General features: G+C 64.5%; 4 protein-coding genes. All 4 read right to left on the bottom strand.

Annotated features, from left to right (window positions below; translation table 11 throughout):
* Positions 1-652 precede the first annotated feature (652 nt).
* The 4 genes from BKK80_RS04580 to BKK80_RS04565 all read right to left on the bottom strand — a co-directional run bounded on the left by BKK80_RS04580 (position 653) and on the right by BKK80_RS04565 (position 12,296).
* Complete coding sequence (locus BKK80_RS04580) at positions 653-2,614, bottom strand: putative Ig domain-containing protein (RefSeq protein ID WP_084545473.1); 1,962 nt, start codon at positions 2,612-2,614, stop codon at positions 653-655.
* 250 nt (positions 2,615-2,864) lie between these two features.
* On the bottom strand, positions 2,865-3,056 hold the full coding sequence (locus BKK80_RS04575) for a hypothetical protein (protein WP_071011155.1): 192 nt from the start codon (positions 3,054-3,056) through the stop codon (positions 2,865-2,867).
* Positions 3,057-3,235: 179 nt separating this feature from the next.
* Positions 3,236-4,285, bottom strand: a complete 1,050-nt coding sequence (locus BKK80_RS37815; protein ID WP_071011154.1) for an OmpA family protein — start codon at positions 4,283-4,285, stop codon at positions 3,236-3,238.
* 244 nt (positions 4,286-4,529) lie between these two features.
* On the bottom strand, positions 4,530-12,296 hold the full coding sequence (locus tag BKK80_RS04565) for an ESPR-type extended signal peptide-containing protein (RefSeq protein WP_071068641.1): 7,767 nt from the start codon (positions 12,294-12,296) through the stop codon (positions 4,530-4,532).
* Positions 12,297-12,364: the final 68 nt, after the last annotated feature.

The following is a 12,364-nucleotide window of genomic DNA, read 5'->3' as shown; positions in this document are numbered from 1 at the left end:
ATTCTCCGAGGGAAAAAGAGCGAATTCTTATCATCCCGAACCTAATGACGAACACCGCGGCGTAAAGCGGCAACGCCTCCAACAAACACACTCAGACATTGAAGGTTCCGCTCAGCCAGGCAACAAATTAGCAAGAGGTACCACCTCACAGGAGTGGGACGCTTCTGCTTTTTGTTTAATTGTTTTTAAGACAGAATTAAGACCCACTTTCTCTTGGGTGGGCACCTGACACATCTTCTGAAGTGGCGGATCCCAAGGATGGGACTCCAGGAGGCGAAGCGGGCGTCGTTGTGCAGTGCAGAGCCATCGCGACAATGGCGCCCTGTGCCGCGCAGATGGACATCCGAGATAGCTTCCCGAGGAGACTCGAAATACCGGACTTGATGGCGGCAAGACCCTTGGCGCCAGGATTGCTCCTCCAGTCGGGAGATAGCAATGCGACTGGAAGAGCGCATAGCCGTCGAGCGGTCGACCCAATCACCGCTTCTGCGTCCTGGACGGGCTTGGCCATCGCGACATGGCGTGCCAGGAAGACCAGATGGCGGCGATTGGTTTGGCTGGTATCCTCCCGCCAGGACGCGTCAGCGCAAAACCGAAGTCAACGAGCGGACACCCGATGCCCCACGATGTCCGCTCGCGAGGACCATCTGGATCAGCGGTAGATCTCCGCAGACGATGTCCACGCCCCGCCGACGACGAGGACTCCCCCGTCGGTCAACAATACCGCTGCATGCTGCGAGCGATTGACCGCCATGCTGCTGGCCTGGATCCAGGTTGCCGAATCAGGCTCATACAAGAAGGCGGAGTTGTCGTCGCGGGCGAGAAGATTCAGTACCGAGCGCCTACCGCCCGCAATCAGGACGTTGCCGTTCGGCAGCAACACGGCGGCATGTTCGCCAACGGGATCGGGCAGCGTTCCGCCGCTCGCCCACTGGCCTGAGGCAGGGTCATACAACTCGGTCTGCGTGCCACCGTTGCCGACGATCAAGACCTTTCCATTCGGCAACAATGTCGCGGTATGCATGGAATGCTCTGCCGTCGGGCCCGCTGTCTTGGTCCAGGTATCAGTTGCCGGATCGTAGAGCCTGGCATTCGCGCCAAGCATGACCAGTACCCTGCCATCGGGCAGGAGCGTGGCGGTGTGCTTCCTGTGGGACCGGTAGCCGGGATCCGCCTGATCGATGGCCGCTGCCTGGGACCAGGTGCCCGTGGTGGGATCATAGAGTTCGGCCATGGTCACGTTGCCGTCGCCTTCGCCGTTCAGCTTATCGACGTTCCCGATGACGAGTACCTTGCCGTTGGGCAGCAGCGTTGCTGTATGGGGCTCGTAGATCTTGTTGCCGGTGATGGTGTTGAAGGTGCCGGTGCCCGGATCGTAGAGCGTGGCCGAGGGGCCTATCCATCCGCCAACAAGCAGCACAAGGCCATTCGGCAGAAGCGTCGCAGTGTGATGGGTCCGCATGGTTGCCACTTCACCGGCCGACGTCCATTGTCGCGTTGCCGGATCGTACACGTCGGCCGTATTGATAAGACTCTGCGGTGGAAATATCCCCGCCTGATGGCCTGCACGCGTCGATCCAGGTCCGGGAACGGACACAACGCCGCCGACCACCAGGACTTTGCCATCGGGCAGCAGTGTGGCAGTCGTCCGTTGAGGGCCCTGGAGCCGACTGCCGGCCGTCTCCCACCTGCCGGTGGCGGCAACGGCAATCCGCACCGTTGCCGAGACGCTACCGGCGGCGTTCTTGCCCAGCACTGTATGGACAGACTCCCCCTGCGCCCGCGCGGGGGTGCCGCTGATGACACCGGTCGATGGATGAAGACTGAGGCCGGCTGGCAGCGCAGGGGTCACCGAGTACGCGGTAATCTTGCCCCCTGTGCTCTGCGGCACATTCTCGGCGATGGCCTGCCCCTGGCTGTAGACGACCGAAGCGGCTCCGTACTGCAGCGATACCGGCGCCACCACGCGCTCGCTCACTTCGATGCGCAGGCTCACGGACACGCTGCCTTTGGCGTTGCTGCCTGTGACGACGTAGGACACAGGCGCGGCCGCCGCCCGGGGGGTGCCGCTGATGACGCCGGTGCCACGATGGAGCGCCAGCCCGGTAGGCAGCGCGGGGCTGATCTCGTAAGACGTGATTTCGCCACCGAGATTGCGCGGCGCGTTGGGCGGAATGCTGGTGCCCGCCTCGTACACGACCGATTCGTCCTGATAGCGGAGCTGCTCCGGCGCAACGGCTTCTGCCTTGACCTCGATCTGCACGCGCGCGGTGGCACTGCCTGCCGGATTGGTCGCCGTCACGGTGTAGTGAGCCGCAGCGGTCACCGCCGACGGCACACCCGTGATGAAGCCGGACTGCGGATCGATCTCAAGCCCCGCCGGCAAGGCCGGCGCGACGCTGTAGCGCATGGGGCTGCTGCCGGCAACGTTCGGACGATTCGCCGCGATGGCCTGGTTCTGCACGTAGACGATGCTGGCGTCGGAGTAGGCTAGGCCGGCCGGTGCGTGGAGGGAGGATTGAGTGTCGAGGGACGGGCTGCCGCCGTCTCCGCCGCCGCAACCGCCGAGGATGGCGGCCGCAAGCAGCAGGCTTGCACAGGAGTTCTTTTGCATGGTTGTCTCAAGAGCTTTGTTTCACATGCGTCCTTGCGGGGCATAGCCCGTCACGACACGACGCAGTTGGGAAATGCGCAATGCATCCATTCTTTCTGAACCCTTCTTCACCCTCCTATTGCCCTATCCTCCACAGGCCACTCCCCCTCTTCCTGAGAGGCACTGTGTCGAATGATCAGATTCGACGGAAACAGCGGAATGTGTCTTACCTCCTCCTGCGAACGCGAAGTCCGCGTAACTACCTCTCTCTTCAATCCCCCAGCCGCCGTATCTGCCAGCCGCATGCCAGCACCGCGAGCCCGGCCAGCATCGAGCCCTCGCGCTTGAGTTGCATGCCAGCGGCGCTGTAGGCCAGGCCGAAGGCGATGAGGGCGGAGCCGAGGCGGGAGACGATCTGCTTTTGCCTGCCGTGCTGTTGCTGCTGTTGCCTGCGGTGCTTCATCAGGTCTCCATGCGAGTGGTGGGACGTGACATCTGGCGCTGGCGGCGGCTGCCGCGAGGCGTGCGGCGCACACCAAGGGATGCTGACGGCCTCGCGCCAGCGCCGCTGGGTCGCGGCGGATGGCGGAGGCCTGTGGGAAATGGCGCGGATCAGGGCCCGCGGGCCCGTCCGCTCCGCGTTCAGTCCTTGCGGATGAACATTTCCACCCGGCGGTTCGGCGCCAGGCATTGGATCAGCGCGGTGCGGTTGCGCTGCTCGCAGGACACGAGCGGGTTGCCCGCGCCTGCGCCTCGGGCGTTGATCGGCACGCCGACGCCACGCTGCTCCAGGTAGCGCTTGACGGTCTCGGCGCGCTGGACGGACAGGCGCTGGTTGTAGGCTGCCGAGCCGATGCGGTCGGTGTAGCCGATCATGTCGATACGCGTGACGTCCTGGTTCCCTCGCAGGTCGGTCGCCAGCTTGTCGAGCGTGGAGCGCCCGGCTGCGAGCAGGCCCGATTCGTCGCCTTCGTCGAAGCCGAAGGTGGCGTCGGCCTGCAGCGTGATCTTGGGCGGCACCACGGCGACCGGAGGCGGTGCCGGCGGCTTGCACGCCTCGATGCCGGCGGCGACCTTGGCGAGCCCTTGCGCAACGTCGTCGGCACGCTGCTTGGCGCTGGTGAAATTGCGTGCCCAGGCGTCATGCCCGGCGTGGATCAACTTGACCTCGGCGCAGGCGAGCTCCGGCTGCAGTGTCGGGCAGGCGTTGATGCGGGGGTCGGCCTTGTAGCCGTTGATGGCCTGCCACAGGTCGGGCCGCACGACGGAACTGGTCCGCAGTTCCTGGTTGGCGGCCGACAGCGGCTCGCGGCCTTCCACCATGGCGAGCTGGCGCGCGGCTTCGCCGATGCTTTCTTCCACGAAGCCCCAGCGGTTGCTGGCCGCCAGTTCGGCCTTGCCGGCCTCGACCCAGCAGCGGCCCTTGGCCGCGAAGTAGCTGCCCCTGGCCTCGTCCGGCAGCGCTTCGAAGCGCTGGGCGGCATTGGCAAGCGCTTCGGCAGGCTTGCCGACGGCGCCGTAGGCGGCCACCCAATGATCGGTGACCGCGCCGGCGTTGACGCTCTGCTCGGCGCCCAGCCCCCTTTTCAGCACGGTGGGATCCTGGATGCCCAGGCTGTCCCGTACTGTCGTACTGGTGCAGCCGGCTAGCGTCGCCGCCGCCATGGCCAGCACCAAGATTGGTGTTTTCATCACGTGTTGTCCCTGTCGAGAAAAGGCCGCGCAGGCGGCCTTGCCGTTCGATGTAGGTATTCGAGGGAAGCGGGCCTGCGGTTCACGCCCGGCAAGCGGGCCGCGCAGTCACGGCATTGGCGCCGTGGCTGCGCGGCCACCGTCTTGCATAGGCGTGGGACACAAGCCGCTCCGCCCGACCGAACGGCATTGCCGCGGAAGCCGGAGCTTCCGCGGCCCTTCGCTTATCGACCTCTACCGAGGATCACTGGCCGAAGACCACGCCGACACCAGCGCGCACGATGGTGCTGTTGCCGCCAGCCGAGGACACGCCTGCGTTCAGGTTGATGTTCCCCTTGCTGTTCCAGCGCGAGACCGTGATCGCCACCGCCGGATGGCCGCGGTAAGCCGCGATGCCAGCGTTGAGCGAAGTCCGGCCCGGCAGGTAAGGCGTGACGTTGTTCAGCGCGGCAGCCGCAGCGATACCACGGCTCAGCGTGCGGTCCATCCCGTCGATGCGGGTATTGAGACCGCTGACGGCCTGGTCCGTGTACTGATTGGCCGACTGCAGCGTATCGGCCGCGCTGCGGGCGATCGCGCTATTCATCGTCGTCGCGTTCACCGCGCTCATCGCGTTGGCAGCCACGGTCGGGTCGACGCTGGCGATATTGGTCAGCTCCCGCTCGTTGCCTGCCGAACCGAAGGAGACGGTGTTGGCACGGTCAGCCACGGCGCCGGCACCGATCGCCACCGAATTCTCCGCCTTGGCGGTCGAGCCATGGCCGATCGCCGTCGACTTGGTGGCGCTGGCCACCGAGTTCGCACCGGTCGCCGTGGCGTGCATACCCGTGGCGTTGGCGTTGGCGCCGGAGGCCGTCGAGTGGGTACCCGTGGCCACCGCGCCTTCGGTGCTGGCATCGCCGTGTGCGGCGAACAGCCCGTTGCTGCCGGTACCGCTGCTGCCACCGCCGGTGCCGCCGCCGGTGCCACCGCCGTTACCGCCGCCAGTGCCGCCGCCATTGCCGCCGCCCGTGATCGACTCCAGCGTGTCCACCCGCTTCGTCAGCGAGAAGAGCTGGCCACCATTCACGGCCTGCGTGCTGCCTTCGGAGATCTTGCCATCGGCGACATTGCTCAGCAGGACCGGAGCGCCGCCGAGGTTGCCGAAGTAGACGGCTTGCCTCTTATCATCCGAGTAGGTCACCGCCAGGCTGGTCTTGCCATCGGTGCCCAACAGACCGGCATCCTTCAGCTGCTTCAGGTTGATTGCATCGGTATCTTCCGTGCCAGCCGCAAGATTGCGGATCTTGGTGCCCTTGCCCTTGGTACCGGCCAGGGTGAGCGCCTCCTTGGTGTCGTCGTCGTACATCACACCGAGCGGATCGCCGGTGCCGGCGCTGGCGCGGATGGCGTCGTTCATCTGCTTGACGTTGACCGCGTCCGTCTCGTCCTTGCCGGCGGAAACGTTCTTCAGCTTGGTCGCATCGCCGCCCTTGTTGAAGGTCACCGAACCCTTGCCCTTGTCGTCGTAGGCGACAAAGGTATTGGTCGACTTGCCGGTGTCGTCAAACGTCAGGCCAGCATCCGTCAGCTGCTTCAGGTTGACCGCATCGCCATCCGAGCGGCCGGCGGCCACGTTCGACAACACGGAGGCCTTGCCGCCCTTGTTGAACGTCACGTGCTCCTTGCTCGCGTCGTCGTAGGCGACGAAGGCATTGGTCGCATTGCCATCGCCGTCGATCGTGACGCCGAGGTCCTTGAGCTGCTTCATGTTGACGGCGTCGCTGTCGGCCTTGCCGGCGGCCACGTTGGTCAGCGTGGTGGCACTGCCGCCCTTGTTCAGGGTCAGCGTGGTGCGCTGGTCGTTGTCATAGAGAACCGACAACGGGTCCGTGCCGCCACCGCCGCTACCGCCGCTGTTGGCCGCCGCCGCCAGTGCCGAGCCCACGTCCGTGTAGGTCTTGCCGCCGATGTTGTAGGTCGGCGACTTGACGCTGCCGTCCGCATTCAGTTCGGCACCGCCGCCGAGGGCCTTGGTCACGCCCTTGAGCTGCGAGACGTTGACGGCGTCGGTGTCACCGGTACCGGCGGCGAGGAAGACCATGCGGCGTTCGTTGCCCTTGGCGCCGACGGAGATGACGTTGTCAAGCGCGCCATTGCTGTTGGCGCCGAGGACGACACTGTTCTTGCCTTCGGCGTTAATCAGGTTACTGCCGATCAGGACGGTATCCGTTGCCGTGTCCCGAGTGGAAGAGTTGTAACCGATAACGACCGAACGCACTGCATTTCCTGCCGCCTTGGCACCAATTGCCACGACCTCATCAGCCGAGGAGGAGCCTCCTTGCCCGATCACCACCGAATTGGTGCCGTCAACTGCGAGTTTGCTGCCGACGCCGACAGATCCCTTGCCGCCGACCGACACGCTGTAGCCAAATGCGGCGGCCTCTTCCGCATTGGCTCGTGCGCTAAGTCCAACTGCAATGGTGTCCCTGTGCGTCGCCGACGTCTCATTCTGCTTATTGGTCGGTCCAGCCATGATCAGTTGCTCTGGTTTAGCCGAGGACTCCGCACTCAGCATGCGCGACTCCTTCGCTGGTGCCGTGTTCAAATCGGCCAGCAGCCTGTTGACCTGTCCGAGATTGACCGCGTCGGTATCACCAGTGCCCTCCGCGACGTTGACTATACGACGGAGATTGCTGGTGCCCCCAACGGCAAAGGTATTCTTCTCCATGGCTACAGAGCCAAAGCCGACTGCGATGGCATCGTCCTGCGCTGCCACTGCTCCGTAGCCAAGAGCTAGAGCACGATCCCCGCTGGCGTTGGCACGGTAGCCCATCGCCATTGCCTGATCGCCCTGGCTACGCGCATTGCGGCCAACCGAAAGCGCCTGATTACCCATAGCGAATGCGTTACCGCCAATGGCGACCGCATCCGTTCCGGTGGCCTGCGCCTGCGCGGCGTCCGAAGGACCGAACTTCATGTACTTCAGGTTCGGCGCGATGCCCTGCATGCTTTCGGTCACCGCCGACAGGGCCGATCCGACGTCCTGATAGGTGTGGGCATTGCCATTCGCGTCGTTGATGATATAGGAGGGCGACGACAGTCCGCCCTTGCCGTCGGCCGCGGCACCACCTCCCAGCGCGGCGGCAACGTGTCCCATACCGGTGTTGAGCTGCTTCAGGTTGACCGCGTCGTTGTCAAGGGAGCCTGCGGCGACGTTGCTCAGCGTTGTAGCGGAGCCGCCACTGTTGAAGGTGACCTTGGTCTTGGTGCTGTCGTCATAGGTCACGACCCCGCCCTTGACTTCACCATTGCTGCCAAAGTCCATACCGGCATCCTTCAGCAGCTTCAGGTTCACCGCATCGCTGTCAGCCTTGGCAGCCGCCACATTGGTCAGCGTCGTCGCCGCCCCCCCCTTGTTGAGCGTCACCTTGGTCTTGTTGCTGTCATCGTAGGCCACGGACAGTGCGCTGCCCGGCGCGGACTTGATCGCGTCATTGAGTTGGTCGACGTTGACCGCATCACTACCGTCCACGCCCTTGGCCACATTGCTCAGCGTCGTAGCGGAGCCGCCCTTATTGAACGTCACCTTGGTCTTGGTGCTGTCGTCATAGGTCACGACCCCGCCCTTGACTTCGCCATTGCTGCCGAAGTCCATGCCCGCATCCTTCAGCAGCTTCAGGTTCACCGCATCGCTGTCGTTCTTGGCCGTGGCAACGTTAGTCAACTGGACTGCCGTCGTGGCATCCTTACCGCCCAACGTCACCTTGGTCTGGGTGCTGTCGTCGTAGGTGACCACCTTGTTGTTCACCTTGCCGCCCGTGCCGACGTCCAGGCCCGCGTCTGTCAGTTGCTTGACGTTGACCGCGTCGTTTTCCGACACGCCAGCCGCCACATTGCTCAGCGTCGTAGCGGAGCCGCCACTGTTGAAGGTGACCTTGGTCTTGGTGCTGTCGTCATAGGTCACGACCCCGCCCTTGACTTCGCCATTGCTGCCGAAGTCCATGCCCGCATCCTTCAGCAGCTTCAGGTTCACCGCATCGCTGTCGTTCTTGGCCGTGGCAACGTTAGTCAACTGGACTGCCGTCGTGGCATCCTTACCGCCCAACGTCACCTTGGTCTGGGTGCTGTCGTCGTAGGTGACCACCTTGTTGTTCACCTTGCCGCCCGTGCCGACGTCCAGGCCCGCGTCTGTCAGTTGCTTGACGTTGACCGCGTCGTTTTCCGACACGCCAGCCGCCACATTGCTCAGCGTCGTAGCGGAGCCGCCACTGTTGAAGGTGACCTTGGTCTTGGTGCTGTCGTCATAGGTCACGACCCCACCCTTGACTTCGCCATTGTTGCCGAAGTCCATGCCCGCATCCTTCAGCAGCTTCAGGTTCACCGCATCGGTATCGTTCTTGGCCGTGGCAACATTGGTCAGCGTCGTCGCCTCACCGCCCTTGTTGAACGTGATCTTCGACTTCTTGTCATCGTCATACGATACCGCTAGCGCATTGGTCGGGACCGACTTGATCGCCTCATTGAGTTGATCGACGTTGACAGCATCTGTGCCCCCGGTACCCTTTGCGACGTGAATGATGCGGCGCTCGTTGCCCTTGGCTCCGATCGACATCACATTGCTCACATTCGCATCGCTGGAATCGCCGAGGATGATGCTGTTCGTAGCGGTGCCTGCAATGCGCGATCCGATTGCGACGTTCTTATCACCTGCAATCGCGACGGTATCGCCGATGCCGACCGAACTGTCTCCATCGATACTGGCCCGATAGCCGATACTCACGGCGCTTTTTCCAGCCGAGGTGGCAACGCTGCCGATCGCGATAGAGTTCGTGCCACCCGTCGAGACGTTCTGACCGATGCCGACGCTGCCCGCCTGCCCTGAGGTCACGTTCGAACCGATGGCGACTGCGCTGTCGGCAGTGGCCTTGGCATTCAGACCAATCGCCAGTGCCTCGGCGCCTTGAGCCTCAGTCCCTTCGAGTTTGTTTGTGCTTCCGATCGCAATGAGCTTGTCCAGCGGGGGAAGTGCGGCCCTAGTCTCCGCCGACAGAGTCGAGTAGTTTTCCGGATTAGGCTTGATACCTTTCAGCAGACTATTGACCTGCCCGAGGTTCACCGCATCGTTTTCGCCTACGCCATCCGCAACGTTAATGATGCGGCGTGCGTTCGAAGAACTGCCGACTGAGACAACGTTGACCTGGTCCGCCACGGAATTGGCGCCGAGCGCCACGGACCCCGTCTGCACAGCCACCGAACCGATGCCGATGGCCGTTGCCCGATCCGCCGAGGCGTTCGCGCGATAGCCGATCGCTACGGCATCATCCCCTTGCGCACGCGCATTGCGGCCAATGGCACTGGCGTGCTCGCCCATGGCAAACGCATTACCGCCGATCGCCACCGCATCGGTACCGCTGGCCTGCGCCTGCGCTGCGTCGGAAACCCCGAACTTCATATACTTCAAGTTCGGCGCAATATTGCTCATATTCGCATTGAGCGCATCAACCGCCGAACCCACGTCGCTGTAAGTGCCATCCTTGCCATCCAGCCCCTTCACCGTATAGGTGGGTGCCTTGACCTTGCCTTCGGCGTCAATGGTGGCGCCGCCGCCCAGCGTGGACACGGTGTCCTTGAGCTGGGCCAGGTTGACGGCATCCGATGCGCTGCGGCCATTCGCGACATTGGTGATGGCGGCGGCGGAACCGCCGCTGTTCAGCGTGATCTTGGCCTTGGTGTCGTCGTCGTAGCTGACGGCCAGCGGATTGGCGCCGCCCGCCGTGCTGGCTGCCTGCAGCGCGTCGCCGACGTTGCTGTAGTCCTTGCCGCCGATGGTGTACTTGGGCGCGTTGAGCTTGCCGGTGGCGCTGTCGATGCCGGCGCCGCCGCCGAGCGCTTGGGTCACGCCGGTGAGCTGCGAGACGTTGACGGCGTCGGTAGCCTGGGTGCCGGCGGCCACGTGGATGATCTGGCGCGTATCTTCCACCGGCGGAATAGAAGGATTGGTCGACGTGGTGATGGAACCCACCGATACCACGTTCTGGCGGCCGGCAGTATTGGCGCCTGCGCCGAGGGCGACGGAATTGCTCCCATCCGCGGAGGCGCCAGCGCCGATGGCGATGCCGTTGGTAGCGCGTTCGGCCACCTGGGCGTCAGTGCCGAGGGCGATGCCGTCGTAGCCCTTGGCCACTGCCACCGGACTGCCTCCCTTGCTGTTGACGGCAAGGAAGTCGAGCTTGGTGGGTTCGACCATGCCGCTGGCGACAGCATCCTTGAGCTGCTTGACGGTGACGGCGTCGGTGTCGGACTCGCCCTTGCTCAGGTTGATCAGCTTCTTGCCGGCGGCATTGGCTTCGCCGTTGGCGCCGTTGAACAGCACCACCTGGTTGGCCACGCCATCGTCACCGAGAACGCCCGCCTGCTGCATCTGCAGCACGTTGACCGCATCGTGCTGCGCCTTGCCTGAGGCCACGTTGTGGATGATGGTGCCGGTCTTGCCCTTGAGCGTGATGTCGTCGCGATTGCCGTTGTCGTAGGACACGGCCAGCCCGACCTGGTCGCCGGTCACCGGGTCCTCGGTGAGCAGGCCGGCGTCCTTCAGTTGCCTGATGTTGACCGCATCGAGATCGGCCTTGCCGGCTTTCAGGTTGGTGATGGTGGTGCCGCCCTTGGCGCCGGCCAGCGTCACCAGGTCCTTGGTTTCGCTGTCGTAGGCGACGAACGCACCCTTGACGTTACCGTTGCCGTCCACTTTCAGGCCGGCATCGGTGAGCTGCTTCAGGTTCACCGCATCGGTATCGGCAGTGCCGGCAGCGATATTGCGCAGGGCCACGCTGCCGCCGCCGTTGCGCTTCAGGGTGACGCTGGCATGGCTGGCCGCGTCGTCGTACATGACCGCATCGGCAATCGAATTGTTGCCGCCGCCGGTGACATTCTGGATGGCATCGTTCAGCTGGCCGACGTTGACGGCGTCGGTGCGCGAGGACCCCGCCGCCAGGTTGGTGATCTGGCGCTGCTGTCCTTGGGTGCCCACCGATACGCTGTTGTCGCGGTCGGCTACGGACCCGGCGCCGAGCGCGACGGTGTTCGTGGCGTTGGCGTGCGCACCGGCGCCGATGGCCACGGCGCGCAGGGCGCTGGCCTGGGCGTCGTCGGAGCCGTCGCTGAGACCCTGCGCCTTGAAGTAGCGGTTGCCCTGCGCGGCCAGCACAGCGACCTCGCTGAGCTGGGCGACGTTGACGGCGTCGGTTTCTTGCACGCCCGCCTTGACGTTGGTGATCTGCCGCTTGTAGCTGTCGGTGCCGACCGAAATGGTATCGGCACGGTCCGCCACGGACTTGGCGCCGAGCGCCACACTGTTGCGCCCGGTAGCGGTAGCCTGGTTGCCCATGGCGGCACTGTAGGCCGCCAGCGCGGCGGCATCGTTGCCGAGCGACAAGGTACTGTCTGCGGTCGCCGACGAGCGCGTGCCGATGCTTACGCTCCGGTAGCCGCTGGCGCGCGCATCCGCGCCCGCTGCGATTGCGCTGTCACCGCTGGCCTGAGCCCGCGCGCCAAGCGCGGTGGAGGTCTTGCCGACGGCCTTGGACTGCGCACCGATGGAGGTGGCGTGCTCCGCGCTGGCGTCTGCCTGCAGGCCGAAGGCCGAGGTGCGGTCTCCGATCGCATGGGAGCCATAGCCGACCGCGGTGGCTGCGTGCCAGAAGTTGGGATCGCCGCTCCCGCTCGGCGTCGAGCTTTGTGCGACGGAACTGGCGCCGATGGCCATGTCGCCGGGATCCCTGGCCTGCGCAGGCTTGACGGAACTCGCACCGGCATCGAGACCGGGCCGGATCTGGATCAACTGATCGCTTGCGGGCGCCGCCTGCGCGCTCCCCGCCGCCAGCATCAGTCCGCCTGCGGCGAGCCCGGCGGCGCGGCTGCGCCTGACGGCCGCGCGGCCACCCTTGCATTTGCCGCGCCCGGCCGTGATTTCGGAGGCCACGGCCCATCCGTTCTGGGCTTCGCTCCAGATGATCTTGTATGACTTGTTCAAGGTGTTTCTTCCCTAATCTGAACGGCCGAATTGCATTGCATGAGATCGTTGCGTCGGCCTTGGAAAAT

The sequence above is a fragment of the Cupriavidus malaysiensis genome, assembly GCF_001854325.1.
GTDB classification, from domain to species: domain Bacteria; phylum Pseudomonadota; class Gammaproteobacteria; order Burkholderiales; family Burkholderiaceae; genus Cupriavidus; species Cupriavidus malaysiensis.
The sequence above is the reverse complement of the archived record's forward strand: the minus strand, read 5'-3'. Positions and strand labels throughout refer to the sequence as shown.

Coding starts and splice junctions, on each gene's coding strand:
- BKK80_RS04580 (WP_084545473.1), bottom strand. CDS start 2,614: ATGCAAAAGAACTCCTGTGCAAGCCTGCTGCTTGCGGCCGCCATCCTC.
- BKK80_RS04575 (WP_071011155.1), bottom strand. CDS start 3,056: ATGAAGCACCGCAGGCAACAGCAGCAACAGCACGGCAGGCAAAAGCAG.
- BKK80_RS37815 (WP_071011154.1), bottom strand. CDS start 4,285: ATGAAAACACCAATCTTGGTGCTGGCCATGGCGGCGGCGACGCTAGCC.